Source organism: Cupriavidus sp. F041 (assembly GCF_057814235.1).
Genome location: NZ_JBVASY010000002.1, coordinates 3,752,857 through 3,773,180, shown reverse-complemented (window position 1 = coordinate 3,773,180; position 20,324 = coordinate 3,752,857). Strand labels below are relative to the sequence as shown.

The 20,324-nt window shown below is 63.8% G+C and carries 16 protein-coding genes and 4 pseudogenes; 8 read left to right on the top strand and 12 right to left on the bottom strand.

The window, feature by feature from the left end; all coding sequences use genetic code 11:
• The first annotated feature begins 450 nt into the window (after window positions 1–450).
• From ACZY0R_RS34750 to ACZY0R_RS34735, 4 genes and pseudogenes are all read left to right on the top strand, one after another.
• Window positions 451–2,073 (top strand): tetratricopeptide repeat protein, encoded by a 1,623-nt coding sequence (locus tag ACZY0R_RS34750; RefSeq protein WP_488864894.1) that lies wholly within the window; start codon window positions 451–453, stop codon window positions 2,071–2,073.
• Between the two features lie 31 nt (window positions 2,074–2,104).
• The gene (locus ACZY0R_RS34745) at window positions 2,105–2,971 is read left to right on the top strand and encodes an endo alpha-1,4 polygalactosaminidase (protein ID WP_488866350.1); all 867 of its coding nucleotides are present in this window, start codon (window positions 2,105–2,107) and stop codon (window positions 2,969–2,971) included.
• A gap of 284 nt (window positions 2,972–3,255) precedes the next feature.
• A pseudogene (locus ACZY0R_RS34740) lies at window positions 3,256–3,720 on the top strand (sorbosone dehydrogenase family protein); the annotation flags it as partial.
• Between the two features lie 238 nt (window positions 3,721–3,958).
• Window positions 3,959–4,471 (top strand): annotated as a pseudogene (locus ACZY0R_RS34735) (IS21 family transposase); the annotation flags it as partial.
• Between the two features lie 91 nt (window positions 4,472–4,562).
• Here ACZY0R_RS34735 and ACZY0R_RS34730 read toward each other — a convergent pair.
• From ACZY0R_RS34730 to ACZY0R_RS34720, 3 genes are read right to left on the bottom strand one after another with little or no spacing between them, the layout of a single operon-like run.
• Window positions 4,563–5,567, bottom strand: coding sequence for a tyrosine-type recombinase/integrase (locus tag ACZY0R_RS34730; protein ID WP_488864892.1), 1,005 nt, complete (start codon window positions 5,565–5,567; stop codon window positions 4,563–4,565).
• Complete coding sequence (locus tag ACZY0R_RS34725) at window positions 5,560–6,519, bottom strand: tyrosine-type recombinase/integrase (RefSeq protein WP_488864890.1); 960 nt, start codon at window positions 6,517–6,519, stop codon at window positions 5,560–5,562. Before ACZY0R_RS34725 ends, ACZY0R_RS34730 begins: the two co-directional genes overlap by 8 nt.
• Entirely contained in the window at window positions 6,516–7,763 is a 1,248-nt protein-coding gene (locus ACZY0R_RS34720; protein ID WP_488864888.1) for a tyrosine-type recombinase/integrase, read from the bottom strand. Before ACZY0R_RS34720 ends, ACZY0R_RS34725 begins: the two co-directional genes overlap by 4 nt.
• Before the next feature lie 176 nt (window positions 7,764–7,939).
• Here ACZY0R_RS34720 and istA point away from each other — a divergent pair.
• From istA to ACZY0R_RS34705, 3 genes and pseudogenes are all read left to right on the top strand, one after another.
• Window positions 7,940–8,953, top strand: a pseudogene (gene istA / locus ACZY0R_RS34715) (IS21 family transposase); the annotation flags it as partial.
• A 155-nt stretch (window positions 8,954–9,108) separates the two neighbouring features.
• Window positions 9,109–9,876, top strand: coding sequence for an IS21-like element helper ATPase IstB (gene istB, locus ACZY0R_RS34710; protein ID WP_488861608.1), 768 nt, complete (start codon window positions 9,109–9,111; stop codon window positions 9,874–9,876).
• A 159-nt stretch (window positions 9,877–10,035) separates the two neighbouring features.
• Window positions 10,036–10,899, top strand: a pseudogene (locus tag ACZY0R_RS34705) (PQQ-dependent sugar dehydrogenase); the annotation flags it as partial.
• Window positions 10,900–10,934: 35 nt separating this feature from the next.
• On the opposite strand, the gene ACZY0R_RS34700 reads toward ACZY0R_RS34705, so the two are convergent.
• On the bottom strand, window positions 10,935–11,483 hold the full coding sequence (locus tag ACZY0R_RS34700) for an ester cyclase (RefSeq protein WP_488864886.1): 549 nt from the start codon (window positions 11,481–11,483) through the stop codon (window positions 10,935–10,937).
• 42 nt (window positions 11,484–11,525) lie between these two features.
• Window positions 11,526–12,530, bottom strand: coding sequence for a polysaccharide deacetylase family protein (locus ACZY0R_RS34695; RefSeq protein ID WP_488864884.1), 1,005 nt, complete (start codon window positions 12,528–12,530; stop codon window positions 11,526–11,528).
• Between the two features lie 181 nt (window positions 12,531–12,711).
• On the opposite strand from ACZY0R_RS34695, the gene ACZY0R_RS34690 reads away from it, so the two are divergent.
• On the top strand, window positions 12,712–12,966 hold the full coding sequence (locus ACZY0R_RS34690; protein ID WP_488864882.1) for a hypothetical protein: 255 nt from the start codon (window positions 12,712–12,714) through the stop codon (window positions 12,964–12,966).
• Between the two features lie 19 nt (window positions 12,967–12,985).
• Here the strand turns inward: ACZY0R_RS34690 and ACZY0R_RS34685 are convergent, their stop codons facing one another.
• The 7 genes from ACZY0R_RS34685 to ACZY0R_RS34655 form a co-directional block, all read right to left on the bottom strand.
• Window positions 12,986–13,480, bottom strand: coding sequence for a M48 metallopeptidase family protein (locus ACZY0R_RS34685; RefSeq protein WP_488866348.1), 495 nt, complete (start codon window positions 13,478–13,480; stop codon window positions 12,986–12,988).
• 59 nt (window positions 13,481–13,539) lie between these two features.
• The gene (locus tag ACZY0R_RS34680; RefSeq protein WP_488864880.1) at window positions 13,540–13,764 is read right to left on the bottom strand and encodes a hypothetical protein; all 225 of its coding nucleotides are present in this window, start codon (window positions 13,762–13,764) and stop codon (window positions 13,540–13,542) included.
• Between the two features lie 127 nt (window positions 13,765–13,891).
• Window positions 13,892–14,773 (bottom strand): carbohydrate ABC transporter permease, encoded by an 882-nt coding sequence (locus ACZY0R_RS34675; protein WP_488864878.1) that lies wholly within the window; start codon window positions 14,771–14,773, stop codon window positions 13,892–13,894.
• Entirely contained in the window at window positions 14,770–15,669 is a 900-nt protein-coding gene (locus ACZY0R_RS34670; protein ID WP_045238821.1) for a carbohydrate ABC transporter permease, read from the bottom strand. Before ACZY0R_RS34670 ends, ACZY0R_RS34675 begins: the two co-directional genes overlap by 4 nt.
• 110 nt (window positions 15,670–15,779) lie before the next feature.
• Window positions 15,780–17,102: an ABC transporter substrate-binding protein gene (locus ACZY0R_RS34665; RefSeq protein WP_488864876.1), complete on the bottom strand. Its 1,323-nt coding sequence runs from the start codon at window positions 17,100–17,102 to the stop codon at window positions 15,780–15,782.
• Entirely contained in the window at window positions 17,099–18,271 is a 1,173-nt protein-coding gene (locus ACZY0R_RS34660; protein ID WP_488864874.1) for an ABC transporter ATP-binding protein, read from the bottom strand. The genes ACZY0R_RS34665 and ACZY0R_RS34660 overlap by 4 nt, the downstream gene beginning before the upstream one ends.
• Before the next feature lie 88 nt (window positions 18,272–18,359).
• Window positions 18,360–20,105 (bottom strand): IlvD/Edd family dehydratase, encoded by a 1,746-nt coding sequence (locus ACZY0R_RS34655; protein ID WP_488864872.1) that lies wholly within the window; start codon window positions 20,103–20,105, stop codon window positions 18,360–18,362.
• Window positions 20,106–20,324 lie beyond the last annotated feature (219 nt).

Here is a 20,324-nt window from a genome sequence, read left to right as displayed (position 1 = left end):
AACCCAAGTGTGAGGTATTCGATCCACTCCGGTCAACTATTTAATCACCGGGTATCGCCGTTTTTTCCTTTTCCTATAAGGGTTTTGCCGGTTACATGGCTGTCGATCACCGTAAGGGAATGTCGACTGGCGGTGATTTGTAATCATCAGGTGGCGGGTTCGAGTCCTGCAGCCGGCACCAATTTAATCAAAGGGTTACAGCGTTTTCGTTGTAACCCTTTGTGCTTTCTGGCTTCCGTATAACCGCCTTGCAAGCGGATTTCGGCGTGCTCCTCCGTCGAACCGGAACTACAACACCAAGAGCACCAAGGCATGGAGCTGACCCCGCCGGCATTGGATACACTACGCGCTTCCCGATGGGCGTAGCGTCTATCAACGCAAGTCGGCGTCGTGCCCGTCCGGTCGGGATGCGGATCTTCATCAATTGGCAACAAAGGGAGTCACTGAGCGATGCCTCAGCCTATCGCCACGCAACTCGACGCGGCACAGCGTCATTTCGCTGAAGGCCGGCTAGACGTCGCCGCCCAAATCCTGCTTGAAGTCGTCGCCGCGGATCCCGCGCAGGGCGATGCCCTTGAGGGGCTGGCCTACATCGCCGCCAGGCAGCGGAACCCCGCCCTCGCCGCCGAATACTTTGACCGAGCCCTCGCTATCCTCCCGGCAACCGCGGAACGCTGCCACATTGCCGGGCTTGTCAGCCAGGCGGCCGGCAATCACCACCGCGCCGTCGAATTGCTGGAGCAGGGCATAGCGCTCGCACCGCGCCAACTGGCATTGCTGCACGCGGCGGCGATCTCGCTGTCGGCGCTCGGCGAACACGAGCGGGCGCTCGACAGGCTGCAGCAAGCCGCAGTCCTCAATCCAGGAGCCTGGGAGATCCGCTACAACATGGGCCGCGCCCTGGGCCTGCTCGGCCGCTATGACGCCGAAATAGCGGAATATCGGCGTGTCATCGAGATGAAGCCGGATTGCGTGGACGCCTATGTCAACCTGGGGGTTGCACTGCGCGACCTGCATCGCTTCGATGAAGCCATGCGCATGTATAAGAAGGCGGTGCAGCTAGATCCCAACAATGTCGGGGCGAGAACGAACCGCGCCCAGACCAATCTGCTGCTTGGCCAGTTCGAACACGGCTGGCGGGAGTATGAATGGCGCTGGCGAGACGGCGGCCAGCACCATGCCTTCGGCGAACGGATCTGGCTGGGGGAGACGCCGCTTGCGGGCAAAACCCTGCTCATCCACAACGAACAGGGCTTCGGCGACACGCTGCAATTCGTGCGCTACATCCGTTTGCTGGAAGGCACTGGCGCCACGGTCGTGCTACGTGTCCAGGATGCCCTGCGCACACTGCTGGCCGAAACCCCGGGCGCAAGCGAAGTGATCGGGGAGGGCGAAACCGTCCCTGCCTTTGACTATCACTGTCCCTTGCTGAGCCTGCCACATGCGCTGCGAGCGATGACAGCCAGTATCCCCGCGGAAACCCCCTACCTGCAGGCCGACCCCGCACTGCGGACGCATTGGCGTGCCTGGCTGGCGAAGCCGCCTGAATCCGTTGGGCCCACCAGGCGACCGCGGATCGGGGTGGTATGGAGCGGCAGTACCTGGCATCTCAATGACCACAATCGCTCGACCAGGCTGCAAGACTGGGCACCGGTGTTCGATTGCGATGCCAGCTTCATCTCGCTGCAAAAGGAGATCCGGGACAGTGATTGCGATGCCATGCGAGACTTCGGCGCACTGCGCGACCCGGCAGCGCAACTCGGCTCGTTTTCCGATACGGCGGCGCTTATCGCCGAACTCGACCTGGTGATCGGCGTCGACACCGCGGTTGCCCACCTCGCCGGGGCGCTGGGAAAGCCGGTCTGGATCTTGCTGCCGTTCACGCCTGACTGGCGCTGGCAACTGAACCGGGAGGACAGCCCCTGGTATTCGAACGCCAGGCTCTTTCGGCAGACGACCCGCGGTCAATGGCGGCCAGTCATGCTGGCAGTGGGCGCCGCCGCACAGGCGTTCTGTGCCGCATTCGATGCGCATTGCCCACCCCATCTCGTCGGCCAACCAAAGCAATCCTAGAGTGAGCCGTAAACTTGCACGCATGGTATGGATGGTCTCGATCGCATCGCTGACGGCTTGCGGTGGAGATGGCTCGTCTGCGGAACCAGACGCCTCGGTCAAATCCGTGTCGGCGGTAAATGCGACAGCCTCTAGCTTGTTGCCCTTGTCACCCTTGGCGCAAACGCTGGCAGTCTCGCGCTGGATGCCGACGTCAGCGGACACCTGGCAATTGCAACTCACCGGTACGGTCAACACCAGCTATCCGGCACAGGTCTACGACATCGATCTCTTTGATACGCCGCAAGTGACCGTTGATGCGCTGAAGGCGCAGGGCAAGCGCGTAGTCTGCTATTTCTCCGCTGGCAGCTCAGAAAACTGGCGCCCGGATTTCAAGCAGTTTGCGGCGGCCGACGTGGGCAAGGCCCTGTCGGGTTGGGCAGGAGAACGCTGGCTGGATACGCGCTCGGCCAACGTCCGCAAGATCATGCAGGCGCGCATGGATCTGGCGAAGTCGAAGGGTTGCGATGGCGTGGACCCGGACAACGTCGACGGCTATACCAACAAGCCGGGTTTCCCGCTGACAGCGGCCACGCAACTGGACTACAACCTTTTTCTCGCAGCCGAGGCGCATGCGCGCGGGCTGGCCGTGGGCCTGAAGAACGATGTGGACCAGATTGGGCAACTGGCGACGGATTTCGATTTCGCGGTGAACGAGCAGTGCTTCCAGTATAAGGAGTGCGCTACCTACACGCCGTTCACGGCCCAGGGCAAGGCGGTGTTCAACGTGGAGTACGCCTCGAAGTACAAGGATGCGGCGACGCGCGCAACGCTGTGTGCTTTGGCAAAGGCGGTGCAACTTCGCACGCTGGTGCTGCCGCTGAACCTGAATGACGCGTTCCGCTACTCTTGCGATTGAGCGATTCGCAAGCCGGCAACTGTAAGCCTCCAACGCCAGCTTTTCCGACGCGGGGTTCCCCGCGCCAGGCGCGGGACAGGCGATGGCATCGCACGCATCGCCTTTGTCCTACGCGCGGCTTCAGGCATCCCGACAGAAGTTGCGCCGCTTGCATCCTATAGTGAAGGCGAGGGCGTCCTCCGGCTACCGGTGCCAGGCTGGGCCGGCCGCTTGCGTTCATCGCGCATTCGCACTCCGGGGGCGCATGCGCCCGGGGCGAGGCGCGTCTTTCCGGAGAGCCGAACATGGTCGTGCCGCGTCTATCCATCCTGTCGCTGAGCGTGCTGATGGTGACCGGCCTGGCGGCGTGCGGCGAAACCGCAACCCTGCCAGTGTCAGCCGGCACCGGCTTCACGCCGCAGTTGCCGGCGCCGAACAAGACCATGCTGCCGACCGTGCACATCGCCCCTGCGAAGGGCTGGGCCGATGGCGCCAAGCCGGTGGCAGCGGACGGCCTGTCCGCCGTGGCGTTTGCCGACAAACTGGATCATCCCCGCTGGCTCTACGTGTTGCCCAATGGCGATGTGCTGGTTGCCGAGACCAACGCACCGCCAAAGCCCGACGATGGCAAGGGCATCAGGGGCTGGGTAATGAAACAGGTGATGAAGCGCGCCGGCGCGGGGGTGCCGAGTGCCGATCGCATTACGCTGTTGCGCGACACCGATGGCGATGGCGTGGCCGATGCGCGCTCGGTTTTCCTCAAGGACCTGTGCGTATTCCGGCTGAGCGTGACCAGTGATTCCGGATTATCGTGACCGGTGATTCCGGCATCGTGACCAGCATTTCCGGCTGATCGTGACCGGTCTTTCCGGCGATCGTGACCAGCCCGCTGAGGCGTCATCCGCCGCCGATTTCGCGGTGTCTGCCTCGGGATGATCGGCGTGGAGATGTTGCGTATTGTTCAACCCCGGTTGTGGATAACCTTCCCCGTTTTTACACGGAGAAGCGATGCCCACACCCCCAATGACGATACGCATGATCAAAGACGTGTTACGACTCAAGCATGAGTCTCAGCTTTCACACTCTCGCATCGCGGCGACGCTGCAAATTTCCAAAGGAGTGGTATCCAAGTACGTGTCGCTCGCCGCGGATGCCGGGCTGGCATGGGACCAGCTACGTGACCTCGACGAGGCGGCGATCGCAGCGCGTCTGCTGCCCGGTTCACGTGGCAGCGCCTACGTGCCGCCGGACTATGCGCGGATACACCAGGAGTTGCGTCGCAAGGGCGTCACGCTGACGCTGCTGTGGCAGGAATATGTCGACGCCCACCCCGGCGGCAAGACCTACCGCCACACGCAATTCTGCGAGCACTACCACACGTGGGCCAAGAGCCTGAAGCGCTCGATGCGCCAGGTCCACAAGGCCGGCGAGAAGCTGTTTGTCGACTATGCTGGCCCGACCATCGCGGTGGCCGATGGCACGCGTGCCCATGTGTTCGTCGCAGCATTGGGCGCATCTAATGCGAACAGCGTTTTTATGTAAATCCGGCTGAGACGAGCGAGGGGCCGCGCTCGGTTGGAAGCGCGGCGTGTCCTCCATTTGGTTCACATAATCACAGCGACTTCAGGAATCGCAGAAGCGTCTCGGGTGGCTGGTACCGAGCTCGCTTCACATCTGGCGGATTCAATCGAGCGAGCGCGCGTTCCTTCATCTCGAGGTCCGCCTCGACGTACATGTGCGTCGTCGTCGGGCTCTCGTGACCGAGCCACAACGCAATCTCAGTGGGCCATACACCGGACTGCAGCATCGCCATTGCGGTCGAATGCCTGATGCGGTGCGGGGATACCTTGACGTTAGCGAGTTCGGGATGCCGATCTGACGCTGCCTTGGTCGCCAGCTTCAGCCGCTGACAGACCGTGGCTCGGTTCATTGCATTGCCCTGACGTGTGGGCAGCAGCGGCGATCGCTCGGTCAGCTGCGGATTACGGCCAAGCCAGTCGCGAACATCTCGGGCTGTGCTCTTCCAAAGCGGCAGCGACCGCTGCTTGCGTCCCTTGCCATGCAGATGAATGAAGGATATCGGGCCAAGGATGACATCGCCGACCCGAACACCAACGATCTCCGATACCCGAGCGCCGGTGTTATAAAGCAAGGTCACCATCAGTCGATCTCGATGACCGAGCCAGCTCGCCGTCGAAATGTCCATGACTGCCAGCATTTGCTCCCTTGACAGGAATCCTATCATTGGTCTGTCGAAGCGTTTCATTGGAACCGCCAGCGCCTGCTCAATGACACGCAGGTTCGAGAGATCGCGACGAGCGGCGAATCGCAGGAACGACCGTATCGCCGCCAGGCGGATATTGCGACTGCGTACCGTGTTGTGGCGGTCTCGTTCCAGGTGCTCGAGGAAACTTGCCAGGAACTTCGCGTCAATGTCGGCCAACAGCAAGGCCGATGGCGACTTGCCGAGGTGTTGCTCGGCGAAATGCAACATAAGCAAGAAGGCATCGCGATAGGACGCGACGGTACTGGGGCTGAGCGCTCGTTGCTGCACCATGTAGTCAGTGAAGAACTCCTGCACCAAGCCGCCGAAGGTGGGCGAGACTGAGCTACGCATGACGAATCTCCTCCAATGCAAAATTCTCGAACCTCGCGCCCACCACTGACATCAGTTCAGGCGTCCCGCTGAGGTACCAGTAAGTGTCCGAGATGCTGGCATGACCAAGGTAAGTGCATAACCAGAGCACGGCATGATCGACGGTCGCTCCTGTCTCATACCATCGCAGCAATCGAGCCACGGCGAAACTGTGGCGCAGGTCCTGAATGCGCGGATGCGGGTAGTCCCCGCGTGCCTGCCAAGCCAATTGCCGACGCAGTTGGACGAAGACGTCTTGAACCGTCCTCTTCGGCAGGGCGCAGCCCGATTGCGACACGAAGAACGGCATGTCTGCACGGGTTTCGACACGCCGATCACGAAGTTGCCGGTATTCGTTGAGCGCTTGTACGACACTGCTGTGCAACGGCAGGCAACGCGCTTTTTTAAACTTGGTGTGACGCACGGTCAGACAAGCACGTCGCAAATCGACGTCCCCATCACGAAGGTTCAAGGCTTCTGAGAGCCGAAGCCCGACGGAGGCGATAAGGCCGAACAGCGCCCGGTAGGTCGCGGGTCGTACTCCGTCCAACGGGGGCAGGCGACCCGCCTGCTCGAGCAAATCGCACACTTCCTGCCCGGTGTAAATGTGCGGCGCTAAGCGCCGATGGCATGGCCCGAAGGTGTGTAAGTCAGGGATCTCGGTGTCCGGCTGGAACTGGCGGTAGTATGCCGCGAAAGGTCGAACGACTTCCAGCCTGCGAGCCCAGGTCACCGGTCCGGTGCGCTTGACATGCTCGCGCGCCCAGCCGAGTTGCAGGTCGAGTGTCAGAGGCCCTTGATGCCCGCGGGCATCTGCGTACCTGGCAAAGCGCATCAGTTGCTGGCCGGTGATGCCCAATTCGAAGCCGAGCTGTCGGCGCTGCTTCAGATAGCATTCGACAGCTGCCTGGATCGCGTTGTTGCCGGTGCTCATGTCACACCTCCTGGCCAGGGCATCGCCACGGCCGATAGGCGAACCATGTCGACCTTCGTGTAGATCATTGACGTGTCGAGCTCACGATGACGCAGCACATCGGCGACTTCCTTGAGGGTGCTTCCGCTGGCGAGCATCCGACTGGCCAGCGTGTGGCGCAATATGTGTACCCTCGTATGGGGTAGTCCGCTGCGCCGATAGGCCTCGCGCACAATCTTGCGTAGCACCTCGGGACCGATCGGGGCATCGACCGGCGCGACATGGCGAACAAAGACTCGCCTGCTTGCCGTCGGAGGTCGCTCCGCGCGAAGATAGGTTGCGATGGCCTGGCCCGTGGTCTGCGGCAACGGCAGCACGTCTACTCGACGCGACTTATTCTTGGCGATGCGAAGCGTTCCCGCTTCCCAGTCGATGTCGTCCAGATCGATGGTGACAACTTCGCCGGCTCGCAGGCCCAGATCGACGAGACAGCGGACCATGGCGTAAGCGCGATGCCTGGATGGCAACCCGTGTGGGAAGGCGTCAAGCAGCTGCAAAACCTCCTGCTGCGACAGCGTCTGCGGCAATGCCGCCAAGCGCCGGTTCGCCGGTGATGTGATGACCGGCAGCAAGTGCACCACCGAGTCCCCCAGTGTTGCTCGATAGCGGAGATACGCGCGAAGCGTTCCCGCAACAACCTTTGCGCTGGCCGGACACAGTCGCCGAAGCTGTCTGTCGATGAACCGGCGCAGTTCGTCCTGGGTAGGACAGATCGGCACGCGTGAGCCTGCACCGTGGCTCTGGTGCAGGAAGGCTCGCAGGATGTTGAGACGTTGCATTCGCGTGCTTCGCGCCAGTCCGCGAGCACGGTTCATGTATTCATCGAAGCGGCGAAGTTCATCGTCAATCGCGGAAACAATCTTGTCTTTACGCAGCACCCCGGTCTCATCCAGTGCGATGAGCAGATGCCGCAGTGCCGCTCGGATCGTGCGCGCGTGCCTTCGCACTGGCGGCGGACAGGTACAGCGCGGGAGGTGTTCAGCGATAAATCGCCGAACCGCATCGTCTGTGAGGTCGCACGCGGCAATCCGACTGCGTCGTATCCAGCGGGCGAAGTGAGCGATGCAGTACAAGTACATCCTTGCGGTGTGATCGGCGTAGCCTCGCCTGACGAGATGCTGCCAATAGGCACCGATGTACGGAGCGAGAACGCTGTCGCGCAGCCACGAGGCTGGTACAGCGTGAAGCGAAGGAAGCGTACCCATGACGGCTCCTGAAGTGGTATGCCCACGTGCAGGAGACCTCCTTTTTTATGTGGAGTCCAGTTCCGTCTGACTTGGCCGACAACCACGCTTGGTCTGCACAACCGCTGGACCGCATCGGTCAACGTCGCATAAAAACGCTGTTCGCATTAGACGCGCTATGGTCTTATGTACATGACGCATCGAGCTACACATTCGCCTGCGCCACGCCGCGCGAGACGATGGTCGATTGGATCGGCTCGATGGTGCGCGCCCTGAGCTTTATAGGTGGCAGCCCCGACTTGATCGTGCCCGATAACCCGCGTGCCTTGATTGCCAATGCGGACCGCTATGAGCCGCGCGCCAATGACACCGTGCTCGACTTCGCGCGCCATTACGGCACGTCGGTGCTCCCGGCCCGGGCGCGGCGGCCGCAGGACAAAGCTAAGGTCGAAGTCGCGGTCCAGATAGTTGAACGTTGGATCATGGCGCGGCTGCGCCATCAGCGTTTCGAGACCGTGTACGCGGTCGACTGCGCGATCGCCGCGCTGTTGCCCACGCTGAATGACCGCCCCTTCCAGAAGCTGCCGGGCAGCCGCGCCAGCGCCTTCGCTGCATTGGACGCCCCGGCGCTGCGCCCGTTGCCGGCGATTCCCTACGAGATCGCCCAGTTCCGCACCGTCAAGGTTCATATCGACCACCACGTCGAGATCAACAAGCATCGCTACAGCGTGCCGCACGCGCTGGTCGGTCAGACGCTGGACGCCCGCATCACCTCACACGCCGTCGAACTGCTGCATCGCGGCCAGCGCGTTGCGGCCCATCTGCGCGCGACTGCGGGCGGCTTCACTACCGTGGCCGAGCATATGCCCGCCGCTCACCGCGCTCACCTCGAGTGGTCGCCGCAGCGGCTCGTCCATTGGGGCCAGCAGATCGGCGGCGCCACCGGTGCCGTCGTGCGGCGCCTGCTCGAACGGTACAAGCATCCCGAGCACGGCTACCGCTCTTGTTTAGGTCTGCTGAGTTTAGCCAAGCGTTATGGCAACGATCGCCTCGAAGCCGCCTGCGCAGTCGCTCTGGAACTGGGCGCGTATCAGTATCGCCACGTCAAGAGCGTGCTCGAAACCGACCGCGACCGGCTCGCTGCCGCGGCCCCATCCGAGTGGGTCAGTCCCGACCACGCGCATCTACGCGGCCCCAGCTACTACCAGTGACGCCGCCTGTCACCACGGCAGTCCGCGGCAGGCTGCCGCGGACTGCCTGGCCTAGCGCCTGACCGTCTGGTCGGCCTCAAGGGTGCGCTATGCCGGGCTGCGCCCGCTCTTGACTCTGCCTTCTCGCCCGGCGCCAATGACCAGGACCTCACCTCATGATGACCCATACCACTCTCGCGCAACTACGCTCGCTCAAGCTCGACGGCTTCGCCGCCGCCCTTGAAGAGCAGCTTGCCCAGCCGGCCGCCGGCGCGCTCGCCTTTGAAGAACGCCTGGCTTTGCTGATCGACCGTGAACTGCTCTGGCGCAACAACCGCAAGCTTGCCCGTCTATTGCAGCGTGCCCGGCTCAAGTATCCGCAGGCCGCCATCGAAGATCTCGATACCCGGCCGGGCCGGGGCATTGATCATAAACAGATCACCAGCCTTGTGCTGTCCGACTGGATCGCTACCGGCCACACCGTGCTCGTCGGCGGTCCGACCGGTGTCGGCAAGACCTGGCTCGCCTGCGCACTGGCGCAATACGCCTGCCGCCGTGGTCATTCCGTCGCCTACCTGCGCGTGCCCAGGCTCGCCGAGGAACTGCGTATCCTCCACGGCAGCGGCGGCTTCGGCAAATGGCTGCTGCAGATGGCCAAGACCGATCTGGTGGTGCTGGACGACTGGGCCGTTGCGCCACTGGATGCCGCCACACGTAACGATTTGCTTGAGCTCATCGACGATCGCGGCAGCAACCGCGGCATCCTCATCACCAGTCAATTACCCGTCGAGCACTGGCATGCCTGGATCGGCGATCCCACCATCGCCGATGCCATTCTCGATCGGCTGATGCACCGCATTCACCGGATCACACTGGCCGGCGACTCGTTAAGAAAGACTGCTCAAAAAATAGGCGCGGCAGGCATGGCCAACGACCTCGCATAGTCTTCCAGGGTAAAATCCGTCCCACGCAACACCTCCCGTCGACCACCGGTCACGATCGCCGGTATCGCCGGTCACGAACAACCGGAAACAGCGGTCACGATAAAACGGAATCAGCGGTCACGATGCCGGAAATGCCGGTCATGATCACCGGAATACGCAGACCTGCATTCACCTTTCGGCATGGTGCTGGTCGGCAATGATTTCTACGTGGCCAACACCGATGCCGTGCTGCGCTTCCCCTACCAACCCGGACAGACCCGGATCACCGCACCCGGCGTGAAAGTGGTGGACTTGCCGGCTGGCCCGATCAACCATCACTGGACCAAGAACATCATCGCCAGCCAGGACGGCGGCAAGCTGTATGTCACCGTCGGCTCGAACAGCAACGTCGGCGAGAACGGCATCGACAAGGAGGAGGGCCGCGCGGCCATCTGGGAAGTCGATCCAAAGACCGGAGCGCATCGCATCCTCGCCAGCGGCTTGCGCAATCCCAACGGCATGGCGTGGGAGCCCGCCAGCGGAGCGCTGTGGACCTCGGTCAACGAGCGCGACGAAATCGGCAGCGATCTGGTGCCTGATTACATTACCTCGGTGAGCGACGGGGCCTTTTACGGCTGGCCCTTTAGCTACTACGGCCAGCATGTGGACGAACGCGTGAAGCCGCAGCGGCCCGAAATGGTGGCCAAGGCCATCCCGCCCGATTACGCGGTCGGCCCGCACACCGCCTCGCTTGGCCTCGCCTCGTCGCAAGGCAACTCGCTCACGGCTGCGTTCAAGGACGGCATGTTCGTCAGCCAGCATGGCTCGTGGAACCGCAAGCCGCACAGCGGCTACAAGGTGATCTTCGTGCCGTTTGCCAATGGCAGGCCGGCAGGTGCGCCTGTGGATGTGCTGACGGGCTTTCTAGACAAGGACGGCGACGCGCAAGGGCGGCCGGTAGGCGTAGCCATCGACAAGCGCGGGGCGCTGCTGGTTGCCGACGATGTCGGCAATGTGATTTGGCGGGTGGCCGTGGCGAAGTAGTACCGCCACGCACTGCGCATGTTGTGGCCCAACACCTACTTGCTCACGCCCATCTGCCTGAGCAGGCCCAGGTCGTCCTCCAGATGCCAGTTCTCCACGATCTTGCCGTTTGCCACCCGGTACAGGTCAAAGGCCTGGAAGTCGATCTTCTGGCCCTGGCCCTTGCTGTCGCCGAACTGCCCGGTGAAGTGGCCGCGAAAGCGCAGGTGCACCGCGGCCCGGTCGCCGGCGATGACCACGTCTTCCATTTCCGCGCTGAGATCCGGTACCGCGGCGCGGAATTCCCTGGAGGCCTGCAACGGGCCGCGCAGGCCTTGCTCGCGGCCGGGCGGCAGCGTGCGGTCGGTGAAGTCCGGAGCGAGTGCGAGCGTGGCGTAGCGTTCGTCTCCGGTGTGCCAGAAGGTGGCGTAGCGGCGGGCGGCGAGAAGCGCGGCTGCCGCGGATTGCTGGTCGGCGCCCTGGGCCAGGTGTTGCGGATGGACCAGTTCATCGCCGGCAGCGGTGGCGCTTTGCGATAGCGGCAACAGGGCGATGCCGAGGGCGGCAACGAATGCGCGTACTGGCGTGAGGTTTGTGGTTTTCATGTCGGCTTGTACTCGTCTGTATGTTCGTGGTCTTGCCCTGGCTTATGCCGCCGGCACGTCGCTCGTGCCGAGCGCGAAGCGGGCGATGTCGTCCTTGCGCATGAAGGTCACGCCGGCATGGCCCTGGGCGTAGCGGATAAACGCTTCAAGCGCCCGCACGCGCGCCGGGGAGCCTGAGATGCGGTCGTGCGTGCTGATGGACATCATGCGGCGGCGGCGGGCGCCTTCCGCGTAGAGCACGTCGAACTCCGCCTTCAATTCGCCGAGCATGTCTTCGGCCGTGGTCGATGGCGAGTCGAAACGCACGATGTCGTTGTTGCGTACGGTGTAGGGCACCACGGCGAACGGCTTGCCGCCTACCTGCAGCACGGATGGCTCGTCGCGGCTGAGGTCGTCGATGTGATAGAGGAAGCCGAGCGACTGCAGGATCGGCAACGTATTGGGCGAGCCGCGCATCCAGAAGGCATTGAAGCCGAGGGGCCGCGTGCCGGTGGCGCGCCGGATGGTGTCGATGCTCTGCACGTAGCTGGCGCGTTCCGCTTCGGCACTCATGCTGTATTGCGGCTCCCAGGTCTGGCCATGGCCCGAGGCTTCGTGCCCGCGCGCGACGATTTCGCGCGCCAGTTCGGGATGGCGCTCGACTGCCTGACCCACCATATGCGAGGTCACCTTGATACCGGTGCGGTCCCACAGGTCCAGCAGACGCGGAATGCCTTCACGCACGCCGTAGGTGTACCAGGACTGCAGCGGGTAGTCCGGGTATTTGGGGTCGAGCGGAGGGAAGGGGCCGCTGGCGCCGCGCTCGGGCTGGGCGCCGGCCTCGAACTGCATTGAGATGGAGATGACGAGTTGCGCGCCATCCGGCCAGAACCGGGTGCCGCCGGCGCGAGCTTGCGGGCGCGCCTGGCCGGGGTGCGCGGCGGCGGTGCCGGCTGTAGCCGCGGCCAGCGGGAGCGCAGCGGTGAGTACGGCTGCGCTGCCCAGGAAGTGGCGGCGCGGAATCCGCGGCGCGCGCGCCGTCGGTCTGGTGGGTTGGTTCGTACTCATGTTCGGTTTCCTTGCCTTGCGGCGGTTGTATGAGTACGGACTTTATGGTTCAAACTGGAATTGATAAATATCCATTCTTAACTATCAATTTCAAATACAGTTTGTTAATTAGTGTGCCGCGCCAAACGATAAGAGTTGGCGGCACAAGGACAGGATCGACTTCGCGCATGTGTTCGCCGGCGTGCACCGCGAACTCGCAGGTCGTGGCTACGCGCAACTGGCGGATCTCAAGAGCCGCTTGCTGGTGGCGGAAGCGGCGCTGAGCGGCGACGACCCCGAAGCCGGCTTCGTCGTGACGCACCTCGTGATGACCAATGCGCGTCCGGAGCCGGCGCAGGCCGCTTTCGCCGGCAACGTGCAGGTGTGCGTGCTGCATCGCCTGGCGGCACAGGGGACGTATCGGAAGACAGTGGTGGTGAGCCCGGGCGCGGCTTGAGGCTTGAGAGGCGAGGGGGCTAGCGCTGTGCCTGCTCCAGTTCACGCCACGCCAGGAACAGGCGCGTGTCGAACTCGAGCTGGTGATACGCCGGCTCCATGTATTCGCACAGGCGGTAGAACGCCTTGTTGTGATCGCTTTCCTTCAGGTGCGCGAGTTCGTGCACCACGATCATGCGCAGGAATTCGGGCGGCGCTTCCTTGAACAGCGAGGCCACGCGGATTTCCTTCTTGGCCTTGAGCTTGCCACCCTGCACGCGCGAGATGGCGGTGTGAAGCCCGAGCGCGCGATGCACCAGGTCGATCTTCGCGTCGAACGCGACCTTGTGGAGCGGCGGCGCGGTGCGCAGGAATTCCTGCTTCAGCTCGGCGGTGTAGTCGTACAGCGCGCGGTCTGTCTGCACGGTGTGCCGGGCCGGGTATTTTTTCGCCAGGTGCTCGCCAAGGCGATTGGCGGCAACCAGCTGGCGCACCTGGTCGAGGACGCCGTCGGGATACGCGCTCAGGAAGCGCAGCGGATCCTTGGCGCCGGGGCGCCAGGTTTCGCTGGCGGGAGCGGGATGGCTACGGTTGCTCAATGGTGGTGATGGTGATGATGCGCCCAGTTGCCGTCGACGGAGGTGACGAAGGACTCGACCGCATCCTGGTCGCCAGTGGCGTGACGAACCAGTTCACCACATTTGCACCAGCCCTGGTACGGCGTGATGTGCGAGCAGGCGGATACCTTCTGCAGAAACAGCGTGACGGGCTTGGTGCACTTCTTGCACTTGAAGGTGAGGGTGCGGGCGGGTTTGCTCATCGGATCGGGCTTGAATACGGGGTGATTCGGCGGTGCCGGCGGTTGGCGGCAGGACAACGGGCATTTTAACCTGCCCTTGCCGGGCGCTCATGCCCGGTGCCGTTGCGCTTGTCCGGCGCTTCTCCGCCTATTCCTTCACCGCCCCCGTCATGCCCGACACGTAGTACTCGACAAAGAACGAGTACACCAGCGCTACCGGCAGCGAGCCCAGCAAGGCGCCTGCCATCAGCGCGCCCCAGTGGTAGACGTCGCCCTCGATCAGCTCGGTGACGATGCCCACCGGCACCGTTTTCACTTCGGACGAGGAAATAAAGGTCAGCGCGTAGATGAACTCGTTCCACGACAGCGTGAAGGCGAAGATGCCGGCCGAGATCAGTCCCGGCACGGCCAGCGGCAGGATGATCTTGACCAGGATCTCCCAGCGGGTGGCGCCGTCGATCAGCGCGCACTCCTCTAGTTCGTAGGGAATGGAGCGGAAGTAGCCCATCAGCAGCCAGGTGCAGAACGGGATCAGGAAGGTGGGATAGGTCAGGATCAGCGCCCAGCGCGTATCGAACAGGCCGAGCTGGAACACGATCGATGCCAGCGGGATAAACAGGATCGAGGGCGGGATCAGGTAGGCCAGGAAGATGGCCAGTCCGACCTGCTTCGCGCCCTGGAAGCGCAGCCGCTCGATCGCGTAGGCGGCCAGCACGCTGGCGGCCAGCGAGGCGAAGGTCGACACCGTCGAGACGATCACGGTATTGAGCAGCCAGGCCGGGTAGGGCGTGTTGAACAGCAGCTTCTTGAAATGCGCGAAGGTGGGCGCCATCACCAGGAACGGGTTGGCGCTGCGCATCAGCAGTTCGCCATCCGGCTTGAAGGCGGTGATCGCCATCCAGTAGAACGGAAACAGCAGCACGAAGACGAAGATGCCCAGCGGGATGTAGATGGTCACCCAGCGCCGTGGTATCGATTGCAGGTAGTCCATGCCCTGCTGCTCGGGCGCGGTCATCACTTTCGCTTTCATTTGTCGCCTCCCTGTTGCCAGCCGCGCCGCTGCAGGCCGAAGTAAGAGAACAGGATGGCAGCCAGCAGGAAGGGCACCATCATGGTGGCGATCGCCGCGCCTTCCCCCAGCGAACCACCGGGAATCGCGCGCTGGAAGGACAGCGTGGCCATCAGGTGAGTGGCGTTGAGCGGGCCGCCGCGCGTGAGCACGTAGATCAGCTGGAAATCGGTGAAGGTGAACAGCACGGAGAAGGTCATCACCACCGCGATGATCGGCGTCAGCAGCGGCAGCGTGACATAGCGGAACTGCTGCCACGGCGTGACGCCGTCGATCGATGCCGCTTCGTACAGCGTGGGCGAGATGGTCTGCAGCCCGGCCAGCAGCGAGATCGCGACGAAGGGAATGCCGCGCCAGACATTGGCGGCGATGGTGGAGAAGCGGGCCAGCCACGGGTCGCCGAGGAAATCGATATAACGGTCGATCAGCCCGAGTTTGACGAGGGTCCAGCTGATGATGGAAAACTGCGCATCGTAGATCCACCAGAAGGCCAGCGCCGACAGCGCCGTCGGCACGATCCACGGCAGCAGCACGATGGCGCGGAAGAACGATTTGAACGGCAGGTTCTTGTTGAGCAGCAGCGCCAGCCACAGCCCCAGCGCGAACTTCAGCACGCTGGCCACCAGCGTGTAGAACAGCGTGTTGAACAGCGCCAGTTGCGTCAGCGAGTCGCCGGCCAGATAGCTGTAGTTGGCCAGCCCGATCCATTCGCCGGTGCCGCCGATCTTGGTATTGGTGAAGCCGAGCCAGACGCCGAGGCCGAGCGGATACGTCAGGAAGACCAGCAGCAACAGCGCCGTGGGCAGCATGAACAGCAGCCCAAGCGTATGGCGGTTGTTCAACAGGCGGGATAGCATGGATCACCTCGGCGGCTGCCGGTCCGGCGCTGGGAGCGCCGGACCGGATCTTCGGAACGGCGGCGCGGCGGTGTGCCGCCGCGCCTTCTCTGCTTCGGGCGCTGGCTACATCACGTCTTGTAGTAGCGCTCGGCGCGCTGCGCCGCGCGCGCCGCCGCCTCCTTCGGCGTCTTGGAACCGCTGGCTGCCTCGGCCACCATGTCGAGCACGATGTAGTCAGCCATGGACGCGGCCGAAGCGGTGCCCAGCGGGCCGGCATGGCCGTTGTCGAGCATCAGCGCGGCGGAGTCGCGATAGACGGTGTGCTTGGGATCGGCTGTCCAGATCGGGTTGGCCTCGTAAGCCCTGAGCGGCTGGCTGACGTAGCCGATGGCGGCTTCCATCCACGGGTTGTACTGTTCCGGTTCCATCATGAATTGCAGGTAGGCCTTGGCCGCGTTCGGGAACTTGGAATATCTGAACAGCATCATTTGCGTGATCTGCATCAGCTCCGTGGGCTTGCCGGACGTGCCGATCGGGAAGTGCGCGTGCTGGATGTCCCGCGCCATCTCCTGCAGCTTGGGATCCTTCGAATTCTTGGCCGCGTAGTAGACCGAGATGCCGTTGGCGGTCAGGCTGATCTGGCCGTCCAGGAAGGCTTTGTTGTTCGACGGGTCCTGCCATGACAGCGTGCCGGGCACGAAGGTGGCGTAGAGCTGCTTGGCATACTCCAGCGCGGCCCAGGTCTCGGGCGAGTTGACCACGACCTTGCCCTTGGTATCCACCAGCATGCCGCCATGCGACCAGAGCAGCCAGTGCGCCCAGTTGTTGCCGTCGCCCACCGCCTTGCCCAGCGCGAAGCCGCAGGGCGTGTTCTTGGCCTTGAGGGCCTGGCACAGCTTGAGGAAGCCGGCGAGGTCCTTGGGGATGGTATCAAAGCCTGCTGCCTTGACATGGCTCTCGCGATAGACCAGCGCGTTGCCCACCACGCCCAGCGGCAGGCCGACCCACTTGCCGTTGTGCGTGCCATATTTGCGGCACACGTCGTACCAGCCGCCGTATTTGCCGCCGAGGTAGGTGGCCAGGTCGGACAGGTCGACGAGCTTGTCTGGATACTGCTGCGGGTCGTCGAACCAGCCGACGATGATGTCCGGCCCACTACCGACGCTGGCCGCCACGGCGGCCTTGGGGCGCACGTCTTCCCAGCCTTCGTTGTCGACGCGCACCTCGATCCCGGTGAGTTCGGAGAACTTCTTGGTGTTGGCGTTCCACAGGTCTTCGTCGCCCTGCACGAAGCGCTTCCAGCGCAGCACCCGCAGCTTGGCGCCCGCTTCCGGCTTGTGCAGCAGCGGGGCGGGCGCGGCAAAGGCATGGCCGCCCAGCGCCGTGGTGGCGGCGACGGCAGCCGTGGATGCCAGGAAATCGCGTCTCGTGAAGTTGGTCGGTGCGCTCATCGTTTTGTCTCCTCCGTGGTCAGGGGTTCCGCCCCGTGCTGGTCATGCCTGTTTCCCGGATCACCCTGCGCATCCGGCGTGCCGCGCCGCAGCAGCGACTGGCCTGTATCGGCATCGAACAGGTGGGTGTGCTGGTGGTCGGGCACGAGGTTCAGGATGTCGCCCGCGGCGAAGTCATGGCGCTCGCGGAATATCGAGATGAAGTCCGTGTCGCAGAAGCGCGAATAGATCTCGGTGTTGGCGCCAGTAGGCTCGACCACCGACACGCGGTTGCGCAGGCCCTGGCCGGACGCATCCAGGCTCAGGTGCTCGGGCCGCACGCCATAGATCACGCGCTGGCCGTCGGTCCCGGCGCTGGCGTCGAAGCGCGCGGGGGGCGGCAGGCGCGTGCCATCGGGAAACTCGACAACGGTCTCGCCGCCCTGGCGGCGCAGCACGCCGGGCACGAAGTTCATCGCGGGCGAGCCGATGAAGCCGGCCACGAAGAGATTGTCGGGATGGTCGTAGAGGTCCAGTGGCTTGCCGCGTTGCTCCACGCGGCCGTCGCGCATGACCACGATCTGGTCGCCCATGGTCATGGCTTCGATCTGGTCATGCGTGACGTAGACCGAGGTGGTGCGCAGGCGCTGGTGCAGCTCCTTGATCTCCGCGCGCATCTGCACGCGCAGCTTGGCGTCGAGGTTGGAGAGCGGTTCGTCGAAGAGGAACACTTGCGGATCGCGCACGATGGCGCGTCCCATCGCCACCCGCTGCCGCTGGCCGCCAGAAAGCTGGCGCGGGTAGCGATCCAGCAAACTGCCCAGGCCGAGAATGGCGGAAGCCTTGTCCACCTTCTGCCTGATCTCGTCCTTATCCCCCTTGGCGAGCTTGAGCGAGAAAGCCATGTTGTCGTAGACCGTCATATGCGGATAGAGCGCATAGTTCTGGAACACCATGGCGATGTCGCGCTCCTTGGGCGGCAGGCGATTGACGACCCGGCCGCCGATGGCGATCTCGCCGGTGGTGATTTCCTCCAGCCCGGCAATCATGCGCAACAGCGTGGATTTGCCGCAGCCGGATGGTCCCACCAGCACGGTGAACTCGCCGTCGGCGATTTCGATGTCCACGCCGCGGATGACCTGCGTGCTGCCGAAGTATTTCTGGATGCCGCGAATCTGTACCGTTGCCATGCGTGGTGTCTCCGTTAGCCGTTCATGCCGGGAGCGGCCGTTCGTCGCGAATGCAAAGCAGCGGAAAGCCGCGCTGCAACGACGCGCCTCAATGGTTGTCCTTGGGTACGGCGGCGCCGCTCTTGCCCACCAGGAAATCCATGTCGGCGCCCAGGTTGGCTTGTTGCACGTGCTCGACATAGAGCCGGGTCCAGCCGCGTTCCATCGGCAGTGCAGGCGCTTGCCACGCTGCGCGGCGGCGCTGCAATTCCTCGTCACCGACATGCAGGTGCAGCTTGCGTGCAGGTACATCCAGCTCCACCATGTCGCCGTCGCGCACCAGCGCGAGCGGGCCCCCTGCCGCGGCCTCGGGCGCCACGTGCAGCACCACCGTGCCGTAGGCAGTGCCGCTCATGCGCGCATCCGAGACGCGGACCATGTCGGTGATGCCCTTGCGCAGTACCTTGGGCGGCAGCGGCATGTTGCCGGCCTCGGCCATGCCGGGGTAGCCGCGCGGGCCGCAGTTCTTGAGCACCAGCACGCAGGTTTCGTCCACATCGAGCGATTCGTCGTCGAGGCGCTGGTGCATATGCTCGCTGTTCTCGAACACCACCGCGCGGCCGGTGTGCCTGAGCAGCGCCGGGGTGGCGGCGGAGGGCTTGATCACCGCGCCGTCGGGGCACAGGTTGCCGCGCAGCACGGCAATGCCCGCATTCGCCTTGAAGGGCGCGTCGAAGGCGTGGATGACTTCGCGGTTCCAGTTGGGCGCGTCCTTGCAGTTGTCCCACAGCGTCTTGCCGTTGACGGTCAGCGCGTCGCGCGCCAGCACCGCGCCCAGTTCGCGGATTACCGCCGGCAGTCCGCCGGCGTAATAGAAGTCTTCCATCAGGTGGCGCCCGGATGGCTGCAGGTCGAGCAGGCAGGGCAGCTCGTGACCCAGCGCGTCCCAGTCTTCCAGGCTCAGCTTGACGCCGATGCGGCCGGCGATGGCAAGCAGGTGGATCACCGCATTGGTCGAGCCGCCGATCGCCGCGTTGACGCGGATGGCGTTCTCGAAGGCAGGCCGGGTGAGGATCTGCGACATCACGAGGTTGTCCTTGACCATCTCCACGATGCGGCGCCCCGAGGCGCGCGCCAGCACATTGCGGCGGCCGTCCACCGCCGGAATCGCGGCGTTGCCGGGCAGGCTGATGCCGAGTGCTTCCACCATGCTGGCCATGGTCGACGCGGTGCCCATGGTCATGCAGTGGCCATGCGAGCGGTGCATGCAGCTTTCGGCTTCGAAGAAATCCTCCTGCGACATCTGTCCGGCCCGCACTTCTTCCGACATCTTCCAGACATCGGTGCCGGAACCCAGTTCGCCGCCGCGGAACTTGCCGCTCAGCATTGGGCCGCCGGAGACGCCGATGGTGGGCAGGTCGCAGGACGCCGCGCCCATCATCAGCGCCGGCGTGGTCTTGTCGCAGCCCATCAGCAGCACCACGCCATCGATCGGATTGCCGCGAATCGATTCCTCCACGTCCATGCTGGCCAGGTTGCGGAACAGCATCGCGGTCGGGCGCAGCATGGTCTCGCCCAGCGACATCACCGGGAATTCGAGCGGAAAGCCGCCCGCTTCCCACACGCCGATCTTGACCTGTTCGGCCAGCGTGCGGAAATGCGAGTTGCAGGGGGTGAGTTCGGAATACGTGTTGCAGATGCCGATGACCGGGCGGCCGTCGAACTGATCGTGGGGAATGCCGCGGTTTTTCAGCCACGAGCGGTAGATGAAGCCATCGCGGTCAAGCCGGCCGAACCAGGCCTGGCTGCGGCGCACGGGGGGCGCCGGGGGCTTCGGCGGTTTCTCGTCGTTCACTCGGGTCTCCTGCGTTCTGCGGGGGCCGCGTAGCGACGTCCAGCGCTTTCGCGCCACGTGTGCTGATGCCCGCTTTATTGTGCGATGCAGATCCGGATGCCTGCGACCGCCACTGCCTTGCCGCGCGCATGCCGAGTGAGCGGAGTCTAGTTCAGGACTATCGACAGGTAAACTGGTATTACCAATTAGGGGTCTCTACTGCCGCCGGCGATGCCGGTG